The sequence below is a fragment of the Rhodococcus sp. SMB37 genome (assembly GCF_004345605.1).
GTDB lineage: Bacteria > Actinomycetota > Actinomycetes > Mycobacteriales > Mycobacteriaceae > Rhodococcus.
Genome location: NZ_SLVY01000003.1, coordinates 1 through 22,398 on the forward strand (window position 1 = coordinate 1; position 22,398 = coordinate 22,398).

Genomic DNA, 22,398 nt, shown 5'->3' on the forward strand with positions numbered 1-22,398 from the left:
CAAACAACCACCCACAAAAATGTGGGGGTCGCACCAAAAAATATTGGCACTGACATTCATCGGCACACTGTTGAGTTCTCAAAGAACACGCACACACCGTCGATCTCAGGCTTCTGCCTGATCTCTCGGGGGTTTGATTGTTCGGTATCGCAACCACTTCGATAAGTGGTGCGGTCTCCAACCTTACCAGAAGGTTGACGACCGGTGAAACTTTCAGGCGCCTTCGTCCAACCTCGTTGTCCCTGACCTTGCGGTCCGGGTCGGTGTCCGTGTCGCTCTGACTTGGACTAAGTTACGCGACTATTAACACCAAGCCAAATCCGCAGGTCAGTGCTCTTCTGGTCGACATTTCCGCTGGTCACGACCTGCGTCGCTGCCCGACCATAGGATGATCATGATTCGTGACTCGCAGCACATCCGACCGGCGTGCGTCTCCACACCACGAAGGGCACGTCGAATCCGTTTCGACGTCAGCGGATTTCGAGGACCACGATCACGTATGCATCGTCGTCGACAGGTCGGCCGATCCGTTGGCGCTTCACGCCGGCGCAAACCCTCGCCGACCCGAACGAGTCGAATGAGCCTTCCACGTCGGGTAGTCCGTAATCGGGTGCTCGATGTGTAGAGCAAACACGGTGCGCCCACCTCTGAAGACGCCATTATCCTCGGGTCCCACGCCAGTCGGGCCGACCACACCCGGATATCCCGGAATTCTGGGAATGTTCGAACGTGGCGGCGCTGTCCGAGCATTGGTGCTCGATGCGCCGACCCGTGTGTTGCCCGTGGACGCGTACTTGTGGCTGACCACTGATCCACTCACGTGCGTCGGTGCATCACCGGTCGCGACGATTCCTGACCTGACACGACTACCGCTTCTGATCCGACTGCGCTATCTCGCGCCGCTGCACAGGCGGACCGCGCTGACCCATAACCGGCCTGCCCGACTTTCGGCGCTGCGGCCGCAGACTCTCGCGCGCAGGTTCCACACACTCCGGTCGAAGACATTCGCCCGCGCGAACGTCGCGTCACCGGGCTCCTCGTATTCGGGTACGACGCCCCCCGAGTCACTCGCACGTTGTCGGTCTCTGAGCAGACTGTTCAAGACCATCTCGAAGTGGACTTCGACAAGACCGGGGTTCGCAGCCGGGGTGCGCTGGTTACGCTCGCCATCGGCATGTGACCGGGCCGGTCAGGCGTTCGAGCCGATGCGCTCGATACTCCCGCCGAGTTCGGTCAGGATCTCCACGAACCTCGGGTATCCGCGATCGATGTGGTAGACGTCGTGGACTTCGGTCACGCCGTCGGCACACAGACCGGCGAGAACGAGCCCTGCTCCCGCACGGATATCGGATGCCCACACCGGCGCGCTCGACAACTCTTCGACACCCCGCACTACTGCGTGATGCCCGTCGGTGCGTGCGTCTGCACCGAGCCGGATCATTTCCTCGACGAATCTGAAGCGGGCTTCGAAGACGTTCTCAGTGATCATCGACGTTCCATCGGCGACGGCGGCAAGTCCGATAGCCATCGGCTGAAGGTCGGTCGGAAACCCTGGATACGGCAGGGTCGCGAAGTTGACCGCGCGAGGCCTGTCCTTCTGGACGACGTGGAAGCCGTCGGCGTGCGGCGTCACCTCGGCGCCGGCGCCGCGGAGCTTCTCCAGGACCAATGCGATGTGTTTCGGATTGACTCCGCGGACCATCAGGTCGCCACGGGTCATCACAGCTGCGATGCCCCACGTCGCCGCGACGATGCGGTCTCCGATGCATCGGTGAGTCGCGGGCTCGAGTGAAGGCACTCCGACGATGTGAAGAGTCGTGCTTCCCGCACCGGTGATTCGAGCGCCCATCTGCACCAGCATGTTGCACAGGTCCACGATCTCGGGCTCACGGGCCGCGTTGTCGATCGTGGTCTCACCCTTCGCCAGAACTGCGGCCATGAGGATGTTCTCGGTCGCACCCACGGACGGGAACGCCAACCGGATCGCAGCGCCGTGAAGATCATCGGCCTCGGCGACCACACATCCGTGCTCGATCGTGCTCTGTGCGCCGAGAAGTCGAAGTCCGGTCTGGTGCATGTCGAGGGGGCGGGAACCGATCGCGTCACCACCGGGAAGCGCGACTACCGCGCGCCTACACCTCGCAACCAACGGACCGAGGACGCACACGGAGGCACGGAACTGCCGCACCGCAGCGAAATCGGCGTGGTACTCGGGCTGCGCAGGTGTCGTGATACGCACTTCGTCGCCCTCGAGCACGACCTCGCAGCCGAGTCCGCGCAGCACTTCGGCCATCAGCGGGACGTCGAGGATGTCGGGGCAATTCGTGATCGTACTGGTGCCCTCGGCCAGGAGGGCCGCTGCCATCAGTTTGAGCACACTGTTCTTGGCACCGCCGACACAGACGTCACCGACCAGCCGGCTGCCGCCGGTCACAAGAAAGCGTTCACTCACAACGACACAGCGTAACCAGGTCTCTCGGAGTACACCGGAGCCGGTACCGTGGCGGCCATGGCTGTCCACCTCACAAGGATCTATACCCGCACCGGCGACGACGGAACTACAGGTCTCAGCGACTTCTCCCGAGTCTCGAAGACCGATGCCCGGCTGATCGCGTACGCCGACTGCGACGAGACGAACGCCGCACTCGGTGTCGCGCTCGCGCTCGGGTCTGTTCCAGATCGGGTGATTCCGGTGATCCAGCAGATTCAGAACGATCTGTTCGACGCAGGAGCCGACCTGTCCACTCCGGTCGTCGAGAACCCCAAGTATCCCCCGCTGCGGATCACTCAGGAGTACATCGACCGGCTCGAGCACTGGTGCGACGAATTCAACGAAGAGCTGGAGCCGCTCAATTCGTTCATTCTGCCCGGCGGCACACCAGCCGCAGCACTACTGCACACGGCACGCACCGTTGCTCGCCGTGCGGAACGCTCTGCCTGGGCGGCCGTCGAGGCTGCACCCGACGACACGAACGTTCTTCCTGCGAAGTATCTCAACCGGTTGTCGGATCTGCTGTTCATCCTCAGCCGACTCACGAACCCGGACGGCGATGTGCTCTGGAAGCCCGGCGCAGGCGCGTAACGGGGTCGGTTCACCCGAGACGGCGGCGCTGCGAACGTTCGTCAGGCCTGGACTCGAGCCAGGACAGGAACGCGGTGCGCGCGCCGCTGTCGAGTGCCACCTCGTAGGTGGCGGCGTTGTCGACGATCTCGAGAATGACGATGTCGTCGGTCATGATGTCGAATTCGCTCCCTTCGGGAGCGCGACGAGATCGCACCTCGATCCCCTGCCGACTCATTCGTGAGTCCGGGCCGGGCTTGATGCTCGACAATTTGTAGAAGACAAGCGTGTTGTCGCCGTAACGGATGATCCCGTGTCTCCAACCGGCGCCATCGGCGCGAGGCATGACCCGCACGATGGCGGCGGTACCACCCCTGCGAAGCTTGCTGAAACGAAAAAGAAAAGCCGCGACGGAGGCCGCGAGCAGCACCACCAGGATGATGAGAACGATCATTCCTACTGACACTGCTCGTCGGCTCCGTCGCGGCTTTCCGGTTGCCTGGCTCAGGCTCGCTCGACGGCCCGCAGGCGGCCCTTGGCCACCGCGATCTCGGCTTCGTCCTGGCTTTCGGCCAGAACCACCTTGGCGGCCTCGATATCGATCGACTCCACGAGGTCTGCCGACTCCGCAAGCACGGTCACGGTCGTCGCGGTCACCGAGAGGAACCCACCGTGCACCGCGAGGACGATACGCTCACCGTCCGCGGTCTTGATCGACACGACGCCGCCCTCGACGAGCTGGCCGAGAACCGGTTCGTGACCGGCCATGACGCCGATCTCACCTTCGGTGGTCTGGGCGGTGACCAGAGTCGCCGCACCGGACCACAGGCGCTCCTCGACAGCGACGACGTCCACGGTCATTTCAGCCATCGCGGCCTACTTCCCGGCGATCTTCTTGGCTGCGGCCTCGACGTCGTCGAGTCCACCGCAGCTGTTGAACGCCTGCTCGGGCAGGTGATCGAACTCGCCCTTGCAGACGCGGTCGAATGCCTCGATGGTGTCGGCCAGCGGCACGACGGAGCCCGGCTGACCGGTGAACTTCTCGGCGACGATGAAGTTCTGGCCGAGGAACTTCTGAAGGCGACGCGCACGGTTGACCGTGACCTTGTCCTCTTCGGAGAGCTCGTCCATACCGAGGATGGCGATGATGTCCTGCAGTTCCTTGTACTTCTGCAGGATCCGCTTGACCTCGTTGGCGACGCGGAAGTGATCCGCTCCGACGATGCCCGGCTCCAGGATGCGCGACGTCGACGTCAGCGGGTCCACAGCGGGGTAGATACCCATCTGCGAAATCGGACGCGAAAGCTCGGTGGTCGCATCGAGGTGCGCGAAGGTGGTCGCGGGCGCCGGGTCGGTGTAGTCGTCGGCGGGGACGTAGATCGCCTGCAGCGAGGTGATCGAGCGGCCACGGGTCGAGGTGATGCGCTCCTGGAGCTCACCCATCTCGTCCGCCAGCGTCGGCTGGTAACCCACGGCGGAAGGCATACGACCGAGAAGGGTCGACACCTCGGAACCGGCCTGGGTGAAACGGAAGATGTTGTCGATGAACAGCAGGACGTCCTGGCCCTGAACATCGCGGAAGTACTCCGCCATGGTCAGTGCGGACAGGGCGACGCGCATACGCGTTCCCGGCGGCTCGTCCATCTGGCCGAAGACAAGGGCGGTGTCCTGGAGGACGCCCATCTCTTCCATTTCGAGGTGGAGGTCGGTGCCCTCACGGGTGCGCTCACCGACGCCGGCGAACACCGACGTACCGGAGAACTCACGCGCGATACGGGTGATCATCTCCTGGATCAGAACAGTCTTGCCGACACCGGCACCACCGAACAGACCGATCTTGCCGCCCTTGACGTACGGGGTCAGCAGGTCGATGACCTTGATGCCGGTCTCGAGGATCTCGGTCTTGCCCTCGAGCTGGTCGAAGGCCGGGGGCTTGCGGTGGATGCCCCACTGCTCGCCATCGCGACCGAGGCCCGGGGTGTCGAGGCAGTCGCCGAGGGCGTTGAACACGTGGCCCTTGACGACGTCGCCGACGGGCACTGAAATCGGGCGACCGGAGTCGGTGACGGCTGCGCCGCGCACCAGACCGTCGGTCGGCTGCATGGAGATCGTGCGGACCAGGTTGTCACCCAGGTGCTGCGCGACCTCGAGGGTCAGGGTCTTCGCCACGGACGGCAGAGTGACCTCTGCGTTCAGGGCGTTGAACAGCTCGGGTACGGCGCCACGCGGGAATTCCACGTCGACGACGGCGCCGATGACGCGGACGACGCGCCCGGCCAGGGCCGACGCCGCACCGGCGTTGTTGTCGGTAACTGCTGCGGTCATTGTGGTTCAGTCACTTCCTGCACTCGAGGCGAGCGCACCGGCACCGCCGACGATCTCGCTGATTTCCTGGGTGATCTGGGCCTGGCGGGCCTGGTTCGCCTGACGGCTGAGGGTGTTCACCAGTTCCGTGGCGTTGTCGGTTGCGGCCTTCATCGCGGTACGACGGGCAGCCGACTCGGACGCGGCTGCGTCCAGCAGCGACGCGAAGATCCGCGTGCTGATGTACTTCGGCAGAAGCGCGGCAAGGAGCGTCCCCGCTTCGGGCTCGAAGTTGTAGTCGGGCTGAGGTCCGGAACTGCGATGACCGTCGGTGAGCATGTCTTCGCCCAGTTCGATCTCGTCCTCGGTGACGCTCACCTCGAGAGGCGCCATGCGACGCACCTCGGGGGTCTGGGTCAGCATGGACACGAACCGGGTGTAGACGATATGGAGCTCGTCGACGCCCTCGATGGTGCCTTCTCCGTTGGGAGCGGGAACCTCGGAACCGGAACCGGCCATGAACAGCTCGACCAGGTGACGGCTCGCCTTCGCAGCGTCGGTGTACCGGGGCTCCTGCGAGAACCCGGTCCACGCACCCGCGACAGGACGCTCGCGGAATGTGTAGAACGCCAAACCTTTACCGCCCAGCACATACAGCACGGGCTCTTTGCCCTCACTGATCAGCAACTGGCGGAGCTCCTCCGCCTCCTTGAGGACGTTGGAGTTGTAACCACCGGCCATACCGCGGTCGCTGGTCACGACCAGCACAGCGGCACGTTTCGGGTTCTCGCGCTCGTTGAGCAGGGGGTGATCCAACGACGCGGACGCGCTCGCCAGTTCCGAGAGGACCTTGGTGATCTCCTCGGCGTACGGCTTGGATGCTGCCACTCGGGCCTGGGCCTTCGTGATGCGCGACGTCGCGATCAGTTCCTGCGCCTTGGTGATCTTCTTGGTCGAGTTGACCGACTTGATCCGCGAGCGGAGTTCACGCAAGTTCGCCATTCGTCGATCACACTCCCTTCACTGGACGCTGGGTCATGGTCTCCACGCTCACTTGCGGACGGAGGTGCGCTTGATGGAGACCTGCTCCTGCTCGACCTCGTCGGCTCCGAGCGTCTCTGCCTCCGGGTCGTTCACGACGCGGCTGCCGTCGGAGGCGATGAAGCCTTCCTTGAACTTCTCGGTCGCGGTCTTGAAGGCATCGGCCGACTCGTCGGTCAGCGCCTTGCCACCGGCGATCTGCTCATAGGCTCCTGCAGCGTTGCGGTGCAGGTCCTCGAGGAGCTCTGCCTCGAAGCGACGGATGTCGCCGACCGGAACGGAGTCGAAGACACCCTCACCGGCGAGGTAGATCGACACGATCTGGTCCTCGACAGCGATGGGCGAGTACTGGTCCTGCTTGAGCAGCTCGACCAGACGCTGGCCGCGCTCGAGCTGAGCCTTCGACGCAGCGTCGAGGTCGGATGCGAAGGCCGCGAAACCTTCGAGCTCACGGAACTGCGCGAGCTCGAGACGCAGCGAGCCGGAGACCTTCTTCATGCCCTTGGTCTGTGCGGCACCACCGACACGGGAGACCGAGATACCGACGTTGATCGCCGGACGGACGCCCTTGTTGAAGAGGTCGGACTCGAGGAAGACCTGGCCGTCGGTGATGGAGATGACGTTGGTCGGGATGTACGCCGAGACGTCGTTCGCCTTGGTCTCGATGATCGGCAGAGCCGTCAGCGAGCCGCCACCGAGTTCGTCGGACAGCTTGGCGGAGCGCTCGAGCAGACGCGAGTGCAGGTAGAAGACGTCGCCGGGGTATGCCTCACGGCCCGGCGGGCGACGCAGCAGCAGGGAGATGGCACGGTAGGCCTCGGCCTGCTTGGTGAGGTCGTCGAACACCACGAGGACGTGCTTGCCCTGGTACATCCAGTGCTGACCGAGAGCCGAACCGGTGTAGGGAGCGAGCCACTTGAAGCCGGCCGAGTCGGACGCCGGAGCCGCGACGATGGTGGTGTATTCCATCGCGCCGTTCTCCTCGAGGGCCTGCTTGACGCCCGCGATGGTCGAACCCTTCTGGCCGATAGCGACGTAGATGCAGCGGACCTGCTGCTTCGGGTCGCCCGACTCCCAGTTCGCCTTCTGGTTCAGGATCGCGTCGATGCAGACGGCGGTCTTGCCCGTCTTGCGGTCGCCGATGACGAGCTGACGCTGTCCACGACCGATCGGGGTCATCGCGTCGATGGCCTTGATGCCGGTCTGGAGCGGCTCCTCGACGGGCTGGCGTTCCAGCACCGATGCGGCCTGCAGCTCGAGGGCGCGGGTCTCGTCGGCTTCGATGTCGCCGAGGCCGTCGATCGGCTGACCGAGCGGGTTCACGACGCGTCCGAGGAAGTTGTCGCTCACCGGCACCGACAGCACGTCGCCGGTCCGCTTGACTTCCTGGCCTTCCGCGATGCCCTGGTAGTCACCAAGGATCACGGCACCGATCTCGGTTGCCTCGAGGTTGAGGGCCACGCCGAGCACACCACCGGGGAACTCCAGCAGCTCGTTGGCCATCGCCGACGGCAGACCGCTGATGTGCGCGATGCCGTCACTGGTATCGACGACGACGCCGACCTCCTCGCGGGAGGCCTCCGGGGAGTAGCTCGCGGTGTAATTGTCAATCGCGCTACGGATCTCGTCGGAGGAGATCGTCAGCTCCGCCATGTTCTTCCTGCTCTCGGTATCTGGTCTTCGAAAAGATCTATGTGTGTGTTCGGAAGTGGACTACGTGAGGCTCTTGCGCACTGCTGCGAGTCGCCCCGCCGCCGTACCGTCGATGACCTCGTCGCCCACCCGGACGACCAATCCACTGAGAAGCTCGGGATCGACCTCGACGTGTACCGTCACAGGCTTCCCGTAGACGCGAGTCAGCGTCGCGGCAAGCCGGCTCGACTGCTCTTCGTTGAGAGCGGCCGCGCTGCGCACATGGGCCACGGCCCGGTCGCGCTGGGTTGCCGCAAGTGCCGACAACTCGTCGAACGTGTCGGCCGGGGACGCTTTCAGGCGACCCACCGCATGCACGGCGAGAGTCGAGGTGATTGCCGTCGACTTGCCGTAGAGCAGTCGCGAGAGGAGCTCGCGCTTGGTGTCCACCGACGTGTTCCGGTCGGAAAGCGCCTGCTCCAGTTCGCCGTTGCCCGCCACAATGCGGCCGAGCCGGAAGAGCTCGTCCTCGACGGTGTCGAGCTGGTCCTGGTTCGCTGCTGCTTTGAGCAGGGACTCACGACCGAGCTGCACGAGCGAGTTGGTCAGGTCGGATTGCGCCGACCAGTCCTGGCCCACCGCGGCTTTCACGGTCGCGAGAGCTGGGGCCGAAACCTTGCTCCCGAAGACCTGCTCGGCCAACGTCTCGCGAATGGCCGCGGGGGCCGAGGCGTCGGCCAGCGCACCGCGAAGGGTTCGCTGGCTGTCGAGCGCCTCGACCACCGAGAGCAGTTCCGAGCCGGCCTGAGCCGCAGCGGCAGTCTCGGCACCCGAGCCCAAGGCGGACTGCAGTGCGGACCGCGTATGAGCGAGTGCCTCACGGCTTGCTGCGTACATTGTGCTCACTTTCCGGATGCAGAGTCAGCGCTGAGGGAGTCGAGTTCGTTGAGGAACCGATCGATCGAGCCGGCACGCTTGACGTCGTCGGCGAGCGACTCGCCGATGATCTTCTCGGCGAGATCCACCGAGCTGCGACCGAGGTCGCTCCGGAGTTCGGCCACGATCTGCTGGCGCTGGGCCTGCAGCTGGTTGTGCCCGGCAGCGACGATGCGGTCGCTCTCCTCCTGTGCCTGAACCTTCATATCGGCGATGATCTGCTGGCCCTGTGTGCGGGCCTCCTCGCGGATCTGTGCAGCCTCGGTGCGGGCTTCGGCGAGCTGAGCGCGGTACTGCTCGAGCGCCTCCTTCGCCTCTGCCTGGGCTTCCTCCGCCTTCTTGATGCCGCCTTCGATCAGCTCCGAACGCTCGTCGAGCACCTTCTGGAACATCGGAAGTACGTACTTCCAGAAGACGAAACCGACGATGATCAGGGCGACCAGCGACCAGACGATGTCGTACGTCGCGGGGAGGAGGGGATTGGGGATCTCCCCTTCCTCTGCCGCGAGAATCAGGATGCTGTCAGCCATGGTGGTCGTCGAATCAGAAGATGAAGCCGGCGACGATGCCGATCAGGGCCAGGGCCTCGGTGAATGCGATACCGAGAAACATCGTGGTGCGCAGCTGTCCGGCCATCTCGGGCTGACGGGCCATGCCCTCGATCGCCTTGCCGACGACGATGCCGATGCCGATGCCGGGGCCGATGGCGGCGAGGCCGTAGCCGACCGCACCGAGACCGCTGAAAGTGGTCTCCTGCTGGGCGAGGACGTCTGCTGCCTGAAGCGCAACGCTCATTGGTGTTCCATTCCCTTTCTTGTGGCTCGGCCCCGGGGGTCGGCAACCGAGTCAGTCTGTGTGTTTCTGTCGGTCGTGCTGATCGGCGTGCTAATGCTCTTCTGCATGCAGTGCCATGTCGATGTACACCGCGGTGAGCAGCGCGAAGATGTAGGCCTGCAGAACGATCACGAGCAGCTCGAAGAAGGTGAACGCGATGCCGCCGATTAGGGAGCCGATGCCGAACACCTTCATGAATCCGTCGGAATCGAAGAAGAAGAACTGCGTGGCGCTGAAGAACAGCACGAGCATGATGTGGCCGGCCAGCATGTTGGCCATGAGACGAATGGTGAGGGTGAACGGCCTCAGGATGAAGGTCGAGACGAACTCGATCGGGACCACCAGCAAATGGAGAGCCGGCGGCAGGTTCGGAACGACGATGCTGCTCTTCACGTAACGGAAGAATCCGTACTTCTTGATGCCCACGTAGTTGAACACGATGTAAGCGAGCGCGGCGAGGACGATCGGCATACCGATTCGTGCATTCGACGAGATATTGATGAACGGGATGACCGCTGTCAGGTTCAACCCGACCACCAAGAAGAAGATGGTGACGATCACCGGAAGGAATCGACGCCCTTGTTCCTTACCGAGGATGTCTTCGGCGATGTGAATCCGGACGAAGTCGAGCATGATCTCGGCGACGTTCTGAACGCCGCGGGGCACGATCTTCGGGCTGCGCATCGCCAGAACGAAGAACAGCGCAACGATCACTGCCATGGCGACGCGGATGATCATCAGCCGGTCCATCTCGAAGGGGGTACCTTCGAACAGGACTGCCGGTGGGAAAAAATCAGCTAGTGACGGCGCGTGGAATTCTCCGGCTGCCAAGGTGGTGACGCTCAGCGCTCTCTCCCGTAGTCGGCCGCAGGCATTGCCGTCTGCGGGTCGATCGGACATTGACGATCCAACAAGTCGACCAGGTCGGCTCGCGTGTGCGCCAGTGCTCCGAACCGCAGTACTCGGTTCCGCTTCTGCCGTTGTCGGCGACTCTCGTCGACTCGGCGGCCATTTGAACACGGCCACCTACCAAGTGACAACTGCTCGCGCTCACCCAGTAGGTGCACACAGTGCCACTCGCGTAGGGCTCACACTATCAACTGTTCTACGACAGTGCGTAGGTGGGGTTCTTGCTGGGAAGTAATTGACAAACGCATCTACTACTGCGTGTCGTTCTCGGCGGTTCCATCGTCGCCGGACGAACGGGGCTCGACATACAGGGCACGCTGCGACAGCACGCCGTAGGTCTCGGCTCCGAGCACGATGATCAACGCGAACACGATCGTGAGAACCAGCGCGCCCTTGCTGTAGAAATCCAGCGGCTTCAGCAGGACCATCACGACGATCGCCAGAATGAGCTTGAGGAGCCACGTCCCGAGCAGGACAGCACCCGCAGTGATCGCCGGAAGCTTCGCTGTCAGGAGCACTCCCAGCGCGGTGAACAGGATGAATCCCCCACCGACGGCTGCTCCGATCAAGGCTCCCCACACTCCGGGAAGATCGGCGACGAGGTAACCGATCACCGCCGCGATCACGGTGAGCGCAAGCAGACCCAGCACGCCGTAGCGGACTGCTGCGCGCATCGGGGCCGACGAGTCGGGCAGCGCGGGCAGGATCGGATCGGAACCGTGCTGATCAGGAGAGCTCACGATCACCGAGCCTAACGGACGCGTTTATGACGCCCGGTCCGGCCGCCGCCACCGCCGTCGCCGTCATGATGACGCAGCGAGGGCACCGCAGTGACGACCAGGGCGAACACCAGCCCACCTGCCGTCAGGAGCACGACGGCCGTCCGGTCGAGCAGAGCAGACCCCACCGCACCGAACGCGAGGACTCCGACCCACAAGTACAACAGCAGCACGACCCTGCGGTGGGAGTGACCGATCTGCAGCAGTCGGTGATGGAGATGCATCTTGTCCGGGCTGAACGGGCTCACACCGGCGCGTGTGCGGCGGACGATGGCGAGCAGCAGGTCGAGGATCGGAATGAACGTCACCGCGCCCACCAGGATCAGCGGCGACAGCAGACCGAGCAGATCGCGGGAACCATAGGCGCTGAGAGGGATCCGGCCGGACGCACTGGTCGAGACGGCCGCGAGCATCAGGCCGATCAGCATCGATCCCGAGTCGCCCATGAAGATCCGGGCGGGCTGAAAATTGTGGGGCAGGAATCCGAGGCAGGCGCCCGCGAGCGCGGCGGCGATCAACGCCGGTGGATATGCAGCGACGTCGCCGCCCTGATCGAGTAGCAGACCCACCGAGAAGATGCAGATCGCCACCGCGGCGATCAGCCCCAGGCCGGCCGCGAGGCCGTCGAGGCCGTCGACGAAGTTCATCGCGTTGATCGTCACGGCAGCCACCGCAACAGTGAGCAGAGCGCCCTGCAGCTGGTCGAGCACAAGCGTCGAACCGCTGAAAGGGTTGTAGATGACGAGCCAGCTCACGCCCATCACCGCGAGCACGCCCGCCGCGGTCACCTGTCCGACGAACTTGGTGAGCGCGTCGAGCCCCCACCTGTCGTCGACGATGCCGACGAGCACGATGATCGTCGCCGACACCAATGCCGCGCCCATGTCGGGCGTGTACTCGAAACCGCGAGTGAGGGCAGGAAGTTGTTGTGCGAAAAGGATTCCGACGACGAGACCGAGATAGATGCCCACACCGCCCATTCGGGGCGTGGGCGTCACGTGCACATCGCGGTCGCGCGGCTTCGCGACAGCCCCGAATTTGGTCGCGAGGATGCGGATGAGACCGGTGGAAAGGAACGTCACCACCGCCGCGGTGAGGAGAACGAGAAGCAACTCTCGGATCGGCACTCCGGCGCCCTGCCCCGATTGGGCGAGCACCACGGCCGCTGAGTCGACTGAAGTCACGAACTCCTGTCCTCCACCGTCACTCCCCGCCGGTGCGCAGACGCTCGGCGTCGTCGCCCAGCACCTCCGCGATGGCTTCGGCGGATACGGCGCCTTCACGGATGATGCGCGGCCGGTTACCGGTCAGGTCGACGATGGTCGAGGCAACCCCGTGCTCGGCCGGCCCCCCGTCCAGATATACGGATGCGGACTCCCCGAGCTGCTCCCGCGCCTCGGTGACCGTCGTCGCGGGCGGTTGCCCGGACACGTTCGCACTCGAGACCGCGAGCGGTCCCACCTCACGGAGGAGCTCGAGAATCACAGGATGCAGCGGCATCCGGAGCATCACGGTTCCGCGGGTGTCGCCGAGATCCCAGGCGAGCGACGGTGCAGCGTGAACCACGAGGCTCAATCCACCCGGCCAGAAGGCCCTGATGAGTTCGCGGGCTTCCGGACGCACCGTGGTGACGAGCCCGTCGATCGTCGTCCACGATCCCACCAGAACGGGGACCGGCATGTCACGACCGCGACCCTTTGCGCGCAGCAGTGCTGAAACCGCCGAGCTGTCGAACGCATCTGCAGCGAGGCCGTAGAGCGTGTCGGTCGGGACGACGACGAGACGACCCGCTTTGAGCGAACCCCGGGCGGCATTCAGGCCTACGGAACGCGAATCGGGCTGATTGCAGTCGTACACAGTGCTCACATCGCCATCCTTCCACTCGCGTCGGGGTCCCCGAAGATCGGCCCCGTTCGCCGAGCGCGTTCAGTCGGACTCGGCCGCCGGTACCGGCTTCGCACGACTCGCCTCCCGTTCCGTCGGGACTCGCCGCGCAACGACGAACCGCGGTTTGCCCGCCAGATCCGGATGCTCGGCCACGTCACCGAAAACCCGACGTCCGGAGAACAGGGCTGCGACCTGCCCTCCGTTGGTGTCGTCGTGTTCGACGGCCACCGCTCCCCCGATCCGTAGCCATCGGGCGACATTGGAGATCATCGGCTTGATCACCGAGAGTCCGTCCGGCCCACCGAATAGTGCCGAGTGCGGGTCGTGATCGATCACTTCCGGATCGAGTTCCGCACCCTCGGGAATGTACGGCGGATTGGACACGACCACGTCGACGATGCCTTCGAGCGACGCGAGCAGGCCTCGATCGGTCACATCGCCCTGATGCAGGACGATGGGGGTGTCGCCTTCACGCGCCCGGGTCTCGGCATTGCGCCGTGCCCACGCGAGAGCTTTCGGTTCGAGTTCGACGGAGTGCACCACCGCATCGGGGCGAGCGTTCGCGATCGCCAGGGCAAGGGCGCCGGATCCGGTACACAGATCGAGCACGACGGGGTTGCGTCGGTCGTACTGTTCGAGAAATGCCAGGGCCCACCCGAGTAGCAGTTCGGTCTCCGGCCGTGGGACGAAGACACCGGGACCGACGGCAAGATCGATCGCACCCATCGGCGACGTTCCGGTGATGTATTGGAGGGGGATCCGTTTTGCCCGCTGCGCGATCATTGCCCGATATGCATCGACCATCGCGGGGTCGACGAGAGGCACCAGACCGAGGCGGGTGCGTTCGATTCCGAGGAGGTGAGCAGCGAGCAACTCGGCGTCCACACGGGGGCTCGGGACACCCGCTTCTTCGAGCACCGATACGGCGTCGATGATGGCCAGGCGCAGTGGTTGACGACTCACGAGTACAGGGTCCCATGCGGTCACGAACAGAACACGGATAGGTCTACTTCGCCACATCCGACACCACATCGTCGATAACGTCCCGGAGGTTGGGGAAACCGAAAGGAGTGTCATGAACAAGAACACATCACGCGCTGTCCGCGCCGCGGCAGTGGTCGCGATGGGCGGTGCGGCAGTATTCGCGGGGAGCGGCACCGGAGCGGCTGCACCCATCGACTTCCAGCCGATACCGGTGCTGTGCCCTGCGGGAATCGCGGAGACCCAGTCGTTGACACACACCGAGAACGACGCCGTCGAGGGCGACGAAGTCCTCTATGTCGTCAACCAGCAGAGTGTCGGCGGCGGGACAGTGTCCTGGATCAACGTCAACACCGGAGTGACCGGCACGGCCACTCTGGAATCGACGGAAGGTCTGTGGGGAGCCCCCGCCGCGCTGACCGAACCCGAGGCCGGAACGGTTCTGGCTGCGATCTGGGGTATGCATGAAAACGAAGCAGGTGAGCAGTGCTTCCTGCTCCCCGGCATCGACATCGCTCAGGTGCCGGGCGAGGCGGACGAGGGCGAAGCGGACGAAGGATAAGAACCGTCCACTCGACGAGAGGTCCGGTTCCGACGATCATTCCGCCGCGAGCCGGGCCTCTCGATCTGCAGTACCCAACGCGTCGAGCAGCGCATCCATCTCACCGTCGAGCACAGCGTCGAGGTTGTGGGCCTTGAACCCGATCCGGTGATCGGTGATCCGGTTCTCCGGGAAGTTGTAGGTGCGGATCCGTTCGGAGCGGTCGACGGTGCGCACCTGGCTGGCGCGACCGGCCGATGCTTCGGCGTCCGCAGCCTCTTCTGCCGCCGCCTGCAGGCGCGCAGCGAGCACCTGCATCGCGCGGGCCTTGTTTTGCAGCTGTGAGCGCTCGTTCTGGCAGGTCACGACGATGCCCGTGGGCAGGTGGGTGATGCGCACAGCGGAGTCGGTGGTGTTGACGCCCTGACCGCCCTTACCGGACGAGCGGTAAACGTCGATGCGCAGGTCGGTCTCGTCGATCTGGACTTCTTCGACCTCGTCGGGCTCGGGGTAGATGAACACGCCGGCCGCCGACGTGTGCACACGGCCCTGCGATTCCGTCACCGGGACTCGCTGGACTCGGTGGACGCCGCCTTCGAACTTGAGCCGCGACCACACGCCGTCACGCACGTCGGTCTTGGACTTGATCGACAGGGTCACATCCTTGTAGCCACCGAGATCGGAATAGGTGGCTCCGAGGACTTCGACACGCCATCCGGCGCGCTCTGCGAAACGTGTGTACATGCGAGCGAGATCTGCAGCGAACAACGCGGACTCTTCGCCGCCCTCACCGGACTTGACCTCGAGCACCACGTCGTCGCCGTCGTGGGGGTCACGCGGAGCGAGCAGGTCGGTGAGTGTCTTGTCCAGCTCGGAAACGCGCTCTTCGAGGTCCGGAACCTCGGCGGCGAACGAGGAGTCGTCGGCGGCAAGTTCACGGGCAGCCTCGAGGTCGTCACGTGCCGCAGTCAATTTCGTGTAGGTCGCCATGATCGGCGCGAGCTCGGCGAACCGCTTACCCACCTTACGGGCAGCTGACGGGTCGTCGTGCAGCGACGGGTCGGACAGCTGCTGCTCCAGACCCGCGTGCTCGGCCAGGATGTCGTCGATGGCCGACGGCTTGGTCTGCCCCGCCATGGGTTCGCTCCGCTCTAGTCGTGAAAGTGCTGTGTTCTGCAGGAATCGGGCTCTCTGCAGGATCCGTCCCTCGGTCGGGAACGAAAAAATGCCGACGCCCGGCCTGTACGAGGACAGAACCGGGCGTCGGCATTGCAGCTAGCTGTCGGCCGCAGCCTTCTTCGGTGCGCGCTTGCCGTAGCGAGCCTCGAAGCGCGCGACGCGTCCACCGGTGTCGAGGATCTTCTGCTTGCCCGTGTAGAACGGGTGGCAGTTGGAGCACACCTCGACGTTGACACGGCCGGACTCGGACGTGCTGCGGGTCTCGAACGTGTTACCGCAACCGCAGACGACGGTCGTCACCTGGTAGTTGGGGTGGATTCCTGCCTTCATGGTGTCCCTTTCGTGGTCGCCGGGTCGCCTTCGCCGATCGAAGACGTGAACCGGAACCGGACTGAGCCGTTCGATTATGCCAAACGTACGGGCCCGGGAAAAATTCCCGGGCCCCCACGTCAGTCTTCCAGTGCTCCCGGTGCGGTCTTCGCGACCTGCATGAGGAACTCGATATTCGTCTTGGACTTCTTGAGCCGATCGATCAGTAGATCGATCGCCTGGTGCGAGTCCAGACCCGACAGCACGCGACGCAGCTTGTGCACGACTGCGAACTCGTCGGGGCTCATGAGGAGCTCGTCCTTACGCGTACCCGACGGATTGACGTCCACCGCGGGGAACACACGACGCTCGGCGATCTTGCGATCGAGCTTGAGCTCGGCGTTGCCGGTGCCCTTGAACTCCTCGAAGATCACCGTGTCACCGGTCGAGCCGGTCTCGACCATCGCGGTCGCGATGATCGTGAGCGACCCACCGTTCTCGATGTTGCGCGCAGCGCCGAGGAAACGCTTCGGCGGGTACAGCGCGGTCGAGTCGACACCACCGGAGAGGATTCGTCCCGATGCGGGCGACGAGTTGTTGTACGCGCGGCCGAGGCGGGTGATCGAGTCGAGCAGGACCACCACGTCGCGTCCCATTTCGACCAGTCGCTTCGCACGCTCGATCGCGAGCTCGGCAACGGAGGTGTGGTCTGACGGCGGCCGGTCGAAGGTCGAGGCGATGACCTCACCCTTCACCGAGCGCTGCATGTCGGTGACCTCTTCTGGACGCTCGTCGACCAGGACCACCATCAGGTAGCACTCGGGGTTGTTGACGGCGATCGCGTTGGCGATGTCCTGCAGCACGGTGGTCTTACCGGCCTTCGGAGGCGACACGATGAGCGCGCGCTGTCCCTTACCGATCGGCATGACCAGGTCGATCACACGCGTGGTGAGAATGTTCTGCTGTGTCTCGAGGCGCAGGCGCTGATTCGGGTACAACGGGGTGAGCTTGTTGAACTCGGGCCGACGCTTGGATGCGTCGACCTCACCACCATTGACGGTGTCCAGCCGCACCAGAGGGTTGAACTTCTGGCGCTGGTTGGCCTGCTCACCCTCGCGCGGAACCCGCACTGCACCGGTGATGGCGTCGCCCCGGCGAAGGCCGTTCTTACGCACCATGTTCATCGACACATACACGTCGTTCGGGCCGGCGAGGTAGCCGGAGGTCCGCACGAACGCGTAGTTGTCGAGCACGTCGAGGATGCCCGCGACCGGCTGGAGGACGTCGTCTTCCCGAATCTCGGGTTCGCGCGAATCTCCGCCCCCGGATTCGCCGCGGTCGCGTCCACGACGACGCTCCCGGAAACGACGACCCCGACGACCGCGGCCGCCTTCCTCGTCGTCGTCTCCACGATTGTCGCGGTTGTCCTGACGGGGGCCCTGGTTGCGGTCGCCCTGGTTGCGATCGTCGCGGTTCCGGTCGCCCTGGTTGCGGTCGCCCTGGTTGCGGTCACCCTGGTTACGATCGCCGCGCTGGCGTCCACCTTCGGAATCGGTGCGGTCCTGGGACTTCCCGCGGTCGTTCGACCGATCACGGGACTCACCACCACGTTCGGCGTCGGCGGTGTGCGAGTCGCCGGTTGCCTGCGTCTCGCCCTTCTGGTTCTGGTCCTGCTGATCCGCACCGCGACGACCGCGACGCTGACGACCCCGGCGGGGTGCATCGTCGTCCGAGTCGGACGGCTGCGCATCCGCGGCGGGCTTCTCGGCCGCTGCCGACTTCTCGGCGGGGGCAGCCTTCTCTACAGGGGCCACGGCCTGGGCGGATTCGTCCAGGGTTGCCTCGGCAGTGCGGGTGCGGCGGGTACGCGCAGGGCGGCTCGCTGCTTCCTCTGCACTCTCGGTAGGAGCCTCGGCCGGGGTTTCGGTAGGAGCCTGGGCGGGCTCGGCCTTTGCCTTGGTAGCGGGAGCGCTCTTGGCACCAGCGGGGGCGTTCTGAGCACCGCTCCCCTGCTTTTCCTTGATCGCAGCGATGAGGTCGCCCTTGCGCATTCCCGACGTGCCCTTGATGCCGAGTTCGGCAGCGAGCGCCCTCAACTCGACGAGCACCATGCCCGCAAGCCCGGTGCCACGACGGGCTCCACGCGAGGACTGTGCAGAATCGTCGGAAGCTGGTGTAGCGATCAGGTCCGTATCTGTCACGGAGATCCTTTCCTTCCCTCGCCCACTCATGCAGAGTCGAGGGTTCGTTCCGCAGATCAGCTTCATCCACTGAGCTGGGATTTGCCGTACGAGTTCACGGAAGTCGAACGGTCGGCACGTCCGCCACCCCACCGATGTCGGTTAGGTACGGTCTTGTCCCATTCCCCGGATCGGGATCAGGTGAGGATCGACCCAGGATCGGACGCCCCGATGGAGCTGGAGTGAATGTCCTGGAGAACCCGGCGACACGAGCGCACGACGTGCGGACTTCCTCAGGATAGCGGCGTTCTGCACGTAGGGCAAGAATCTGTGTGACGCGAGGTTCGTGTGTGATGCGCCACTCCCGACCGCACACGATCGCAGGCATCGACTGCAACGGCCGGCCCGATATTGCGGGCCGGCCGTTGCAGTTGCGATCGTAGGCGTGGTGGTCAGTCGACCTGAACCCCGCCGGCGATGGCGAGATCGAGCACGGTGAGATCGTCCGCTTCCGCGGCTGCGCGTAGTTCCGCGGGGATCGGCTCGGTCGCCAAGGCGAGAACCGTAGGTCCCGCACCCGACACGGTGGCCGCAATTCCTGCGCCGCGAAGAATCGAGATCCACTTGGTTGTCAGGGGCAGTGCCGGAGCGCGCTGCGCCTGATGGAGCAGGTCCTCGGTTGCCTGCATCAGCAGATCGGGCCGCTCCGTGAGCGCGACGACCGCGAGTGCAGCGCGACTGACGTTGAACGCGGCGTCACGATGTGGCACCAGGTCGGGCAACAGCCCACGGGTGTGAGCGGTCGACGACCGGACGGACGGAACGAGCGCGACGGCTCTGATCGACGGGTGCACCCTCAGCGACACCGCCCTGTAAACACGACGCTCCGAGTCGACCTCGGCCTCGCTCCACGACACGACAGCACCACCCAGCACGCTGGCCGACGCATTGTCCGGATGCCCCTCGAATTCCGACGCCAGCTGCACGAGCTGCGCGGAGTCGAGTACGCGCTCGGGCGCGATCTTCCGCACCAGACCGTTCGCGGCAGCAAGCCCTCCCACCGCCGCGGACGCCGACGAACCCAGGCCCCGAGAATGCGGAATGACGTTGCGGCACACGATATCCAGCCCGTCCGTCCACACGCCCGCAGCCTCGAGTCCGCGTTCGACCGCACGCACCACCAGATGTGACGGACCCCAGGGCACCTCCTGCGCACCCTCCCCTTCGACTCGCACGTCGAGGCCGGAACCGGTTGTGGTGACGGTGATCTCGTCGTACAACCCGAGGGCAAGTCCGAGCGTGTCGAATCCGGGTCCCAGGTTGGCGCTCGAGGCCGGCACCCGGGCTGTCACCGAGACCCCTACGGGCAACGTCTGCGTCATGTCCTGTTTCCCAACGGAGGAAGGCGAGGCGGTCACTAGGCCAGCTCGAGCGCCGATGCCACGGCCACGGGATCGACCGGGATGGGTTCGACCACGGGCACGTCACGCAGTGCGGTGTCGGGATCCTTGAGTCCGTTACCGGTGACGGTGCACACGATCTTCAGGCCCGGCTCGAGCCAGCCTTCCTTGCGTGCCGCGAGCAGACCCGCGATCGACGCCGCCGACGCAGGCTCGACGAAGATCGACTCGGTCTTCGCGAGGAGACGGTAGGCCTCGAGGATCTCCTCGTCGGTGGCCGCACGGAATGCACCGTTCGACTCCTCCTTGGCCGCAACAGCACCGTTCCAGGAAGCCGGTGCGCCGATCCGGATCGCGGTGGCGATCGTCTCGGGGTTGTTGACCGGATGGCCGAGGACGAGTGGGGCAGCGCCGGCCGCCTGAACGCCGAGCATGCGCGGGCGGCGGGTGCTCATCCCATCGGAGAAATACTCGGAGTAGCCCTTCCAGTACGCGGTGATGTTGCCGGCGTTGCCGACCGGCAGCACGTGCACGTCGGGCGCGTCGCCGAGCGCGTCGACGATCTCGAACGCCGCGGTCTTCTGACCTTCGATACGCACAGGGTTGACCGAGTTGACGAGACCGATGGTGTCGAACTCCGAGGTGGTCTTACGGGCCAACTCGAGGCAATCGTCGAAGTTTCCCTCGACTTGAACGATCTTCGCGCCGTGCATGACGGCCTGGGCGAGCTTGCCCATGGCGATCTTGCCCTGCGGGACGAGGACGGCGCATCCGATACCGGCCTTCGACGCGTACGCGGCGGCAGAGGCAGAGGTGTTACCCGTGGAGGCGCACAGTACGGCCTGCTTACCGGACGCGAGCGCCTCGGTGACGGCCATGGTCATGCCGCGGTCCTTGAACGAACCCGTGGGGTTGAGTCCTTCGACCTTGATGTGCACTTCACACCCGGTGAGCTCGGAGAGCCGTTCCGCCGGAAGCAGCGGCGTACCGCCCTCGCGCAGCGTCACCGTCTTCCAGTCGTCGCCGATCGGGAGGCGACCGCGGTACGCCTCGATCAGACCCGGCCACGGGGTGTGCACGGGGGTGGTGTTCTTGTCGACCGCACTCATTCGGCGGATCCCTCCAGTCTCAGGACGCTGGTGACAGCAGTTACGGATTCGAGATTCTCGAGCGCTGCTACGGTGTCCGCCAGCGCCCGGTCGGTGGCTCGGTGCGTGAGCACCACCAGGCGAGCGCCGTCGCCGGCACCCTCCTGGCGCACGGCGGAGATACTGACGCCCCGCGTCGCGAACTCGGCGGCGACGGCGGAGAGGACGCCGGCCCGGTCGGCGACCTGCAGGTTCACGTAGTACCGGGTGACGATGTCGCTCATCGGGGCGATCTCGAGCTTGGCGTACTTCGATTCGCGCGGACCGCGGCCACCCTGGACGCGGTTGCGCGCCGCCATGACGAGGTCACCCATCACGGCGGATGCGGTGGGCGCCCCTCCGGCCCCCTGGCCGTAGAACATGAGCCGACCGGCGGCCTGCGCTTCGACGACGACGGCATTGAACGCACCGGCGACGGTCGCAAGGGGGTGCTCACGCGGCACGAGGGCCGGATACACGCGCGCCGAGACACGGTCACGGCCGTCGGGACCGGAGATACGTTCGCAGATCGCGAGCAGCTTGATCGTGCAGTTGAGCGCACGGGCCGACGTGAGGTCGGCGGCGGTGATCGAGCTCATGCCTTCGCGGTAGACGTCGGAAGCGGTCACGCGGGTGTGGAACGCGATGGACGCGAGGATCGCTGCCTTGGCCGCCGCATCGAATCCTTCGACGTCGGCGGTCGGATCGGCTTCTGCATAGCCGAGACGACCCGCTTCGGCCAGTGTCGTCTCGTAGTCGGCACCGCTCTCGTCCATTGCGGACAGGATGTAGTTCGTCGTGCCGTTGACGATGCCCATCACCCGGTCGACGCGGTCGCCTGCCAGCGACTGGGTCAGGGGGCGGATCACCGGGATGGCGCCGGCGACAGCAGCTTCGAAATACAGGTCGGCGTTGTGAGATTCTGCGGCCTCTGCCAGTTCACCGGTGTAGGCGGCGAGGAGCGCCTTGTTCGCGGTGACCACCGACTTGCCGGCGTCGAGTGCGGCGCGCACCAGCGTGCGCGGCAATTCGATACCCCCGATGAGTTCGACGACGAGGTCGACGTCGTCGCGACGGACGAGCGCTTCCGCGTCGGTCGTCAAGAGCTCCGCGGGAATCCCACGATCCGACGAGGCGTCGCGCACCGCGACGCCCCTCAGTTCGAGAGGCGCACCGATGCGTTCCTGCAGGTCGAGTGCGTCTTCCCGGATGATGTTGACGACCTCGGCACCCACGGTGCCGTGGCCGAGCACCGCGACACCGAGGGGTCGCTGCCCGGATGCACCTTCCACCGTTGT

The 22,398-nt window shown here is 65.0% G+C and carries 22 protein-coding genes; 2 read left to right on the forward strand and 20 right to left on the reverse strand.

The window, feature by feature from the left end:
- Window positions 1-1,189: 1,189 nt before the first annotated feature.
- Window positions 1,190-2,452: a UDP-N-acetylglucosamine 1-carboxyvinyltransferase gene (gene murA / locus EV641_RS05745; protein ID WP_054716124.1), complete on the reverse strand. Its 1,263-nt coding sequence runs from the start codon at window positions 2,450-2,452 to the stop codon at window positions 1,190-1,192.
- A 57-nt stretch (window positions 2,453-2,509) separates the two neighbouring features.
- Between murA and EV641_RS05750 the strand changes: the two genes are divergently transcribed.
- Window positions 2,510-3,082 carry a cob(I)yrinic acid a,c-diamide adenosyltransferase gene (locus tag EV641_RS05750; RefSeq protein ID WP_054716121.1) on the forward strand — a complete coding sequence of 191 codons (573 nt, stop codon included), beginning with the start codon at window positions 2,510-2,512 and terminating at the stop codon, window positions 3,080-3,082.
- 10 nt (window positions 3,083-3,092) lie between these two features.
- On the opposite strand, the gene EV641_RS05755 is transcribed toward EV641_RS05750, so the two are convergent.
- The 13 genes from EV641_RS05755 to prmC form a co-directional block, all read right to left on the reverse strand.
- Window positions 3,093-3,515, reverse strand: a complete 423-nt coding sequence (locus EV641_RS05755; RefSeq protein WP_054716119.1) for a DUF2550 domain-containing protein — start codon at window positions 3,513-3,515, stop codon at window positions 3,093-3,095.
- Window positions 3,516-3,565: 50 nt separating this feature from the next.
- The gene (locus EV641_RS05760) at window positions 3,566-3,931 is read right to left on the reverse strand and encodes a F0F1 ATP synthase subunit epsilon (RefSeq protein WP_054716116.1); all 366 of its coding nucleotides are present in this window, start codon (window positions 3,929-3,931) and stop codon (window positions 3,566-3,568) included.
- 6 nt (window positions 3,932-3,937) lie between these two features.
- Complete coding sequence (gene atpD / locus EV641_RS05765) at window positions 3,938-5,386, reverse strand: F0F1 ATP synthase subunit beta (protein ID WP_132471120.1); 1,449 nt, start codon at window positions 5,384-5,386, stop codon at window positions 3,938-3,940.
- A gap of 6 nt (window positions 5,387-5,392) precedes the next feature.
- A complete protein-coding gene (locus EV641_RS05770) occupies window positions 5,393-6,367 on the reverse strand; it encodes a F0F1 ATP synthase subunit gamma (RefSeq protein ID WP_054716113.1) in 975 nt (324 codons plus the stop codon).
- A 48-nt stretch (window positions 6,368-6,415) separates the two neighbouring features.
- Entirely contained in the window at window positions 6,416-8,059 is a 1,644-nt protein-coding gene (gene atpA, locus EV641_RS05775) for a F0F1 ATP synthase subunit alpha (protein ID WP_132471121.1), read from the reverse strand.
- 60 nt (window positions 8,060-8,119) lie between these two features.
- Window positions 8,120-8,935 carry a F0F1 ATP synthase subunit delta gene (locus EV641_RS05780; RefSeq protein ID WP_132471122.1) on the reverse strand — a complete coding sequence of 272 codons (816 nt, stop codon included), beginning with the start codon at window positions 8,933-8,935 and terminating at the stop codon, window positions 8,120-8,122.
- A gap of 5 nt (window positions 8,936-8,940) precedes the next feature.
- Window positions 8,941-9,504, reverse strand: a complete 564-nt coding sequence (locus tag EV641_RS05785; protein ID WP_132471123.1) for a F0F1 ATP synthase subunit B — start codon at window positions 9,502-9,504, stop codon at window positions 8,941-8,943.
- 13 nt (window positions 9,505-9,517) lie between these two features.
- Complete coding sequence (locus tag EV641_RS05790; protein ID WP_054715748.1) at window positions 9,518-9,769, reverse strand: ATP synthase F0 subunit C; 252 nt, start codon at window positions 9,767-9,769, stop codon at window positions 9,518-9,520.
- A 90-nt stretch (window positions 9,770-9,859) separates the two neighbouring features.
- The gene (gene atpB, locus EV641_RS05795; RefSeq protein ID WP_199233154.1) at window positions 9,860-10,708 is read right to left on the reverse strand and encodes a F0F1 ATP synthase subunit A; all 849 of its coding nucleotides are present in this window, start codon (window positions 10,706-10,708) and stop codon (window positions 9,860-9,862) included.
- 260 nt (window positions 10,709-10,968) lie between these two features.
- Window positions 10,969-11,457, reverse strand: a complete 489-nt coding sequence (locus EV641_RS05805; protein ID WP_054715766.1) for a hypothetical protein — start codon at window positions 11,455-11,457, stop codon at window positions 10,969-10,971.
- Between the two features lie 11 nt (window positions 11,458-11,468).
- Window positions 11,469-12,680 (reverse strand): MraY family glycosyltransferase, encoded by a 1,212-nt coding sequence (locus EV641_RS05810; protein ID WP_132471124.1) that lies wholly within the window; start codon window positions 12,678-12,680, stop codon window positions 11,469-11,471.
- 19 nt (window positions 12,681-12,699) lie between these two features.
- Window positions 12,700-13,362: an L-threonylcarbamoyladenylate synthase gene (locus EV641_RS05815; protein ID WP_054715755.1), complete on the reverse strand. Its 663-nt coding sequence runs from the start codon at window positions 13,360-13,362 to the stop codon at window positions 12,700-12,702.
- A 60-nt stretch (window positions 13,363-13,422) separates the two neighbouring features.
- On the reverse strand, window positions 13,423-14,346 hold the full coding sequence (gene prmC, locus EV641_RS05820) for a peptide chain release factor N(5)-glutamine methyltransferase (protein WP_132471125.1): 924 nt from the start codon (window positions 14,344-14,346) through the stop codon (window positions 13,423-13,425).
- A 112-nt stretch (window positions 14,347-14,458) separates the two neighbouring features.
- On the opposite strand from prmC, the gene EV641_RS05825 reads away from it, so the two are divergent.
- A complete protein-coding gene (locus EV641_RS05825; RefSeq protein ID WP_132471126.1) occupies window positions 14,459-14,926 on the forward strand; it encodes a hypothetical protein in 468 nt (155 codons plus the stop codon).
- A gap of 36 nt (window positions 14,927-14,962) precedes the next feature.
- Here the strand turns inward: EV641_RS05825 and prfA are convergent, their stop codons facing one another.
- The 6 genes from prfA to EV641_RS05855 all read right to left on the reverse strand — a co-directional run bounded on the left by prfA (window position 14,963) and on the right by EV641_RS05855 (window position 22,392).
- Window positions 14,963-16,042 carry a peptide chain release factor 1 gene (prfA, locus tag EV641_RS05830; protein WP_054715757.1) on the reverse strand — a complete coding sequence of 360 codons (1,080 nt, stop codon included), beginning with the start codon at window positions 16,040-16,042 and terminating at the stop codon, window positions 14,963-14,965.
- A gap of 138 nt (window positions 16,043-16,180) precedes the next feature.
- Window positions 16,181-16,414 (reverse strand): 50S ribosomal protein L31, encoded by a 234-nt coding sequence (gene rpmE / locus EV641_RS05835; protein ID WP_054715760.1) that lies wholly within the window; start codon window positions 16,412-16,414, stop codon window positions 16,181-16,183.
- Between the two features lie 119 nt (window positions 16,415-16,533).
- Complete coding sequence (rho, locus tag EV641_RS05840) at window positions 16,534-18,504, reverse strand: transcription termination factor Rho (protein WP_277874484.1); 1,971 nt, start codon at window positions 18,502-18,504, stop codon at window positions 16,534-16,536.
- 521 nt (window positions 18,505-19,025) lie between these two features.
- A complete protein-coding gene (gene thrB / locus EV641_RS05845; protein WP_054719877.1) occupies window positions 19,026-19,955 on the reverse strand; it encodes a homoserine kinase in 930 nt (309 codons plus the stop codon).
- 35 nt (window positions 19,956-19,990) lie between these two features.
- Entirely contained in the window at window positions 19,991-21,082 is a 1,092-nt protein-coding gene (thrC, locus tag EV641_RS05850) for a threonine synthase (RefSeq protein ID WP_132471128.1), read from the reverse strand.
- On the reverse strand, window positions 21,079-22,392 hold the full coding sequence (locus tag EV641_RS05855) for a homoserine dehydrogenase (protein ID WP_132471350.1): 1,314 nt from the start codon (window positions 22,390-22,392) through the stop codon (window positions 21,079-21,081). The genes thrC and EV641_RS05855 overlap by 4 nt, the downstream gene beginning before the upstream one ends.
- Window positions 22,393-22,398 lie beyond the last annotated feature (6 nt).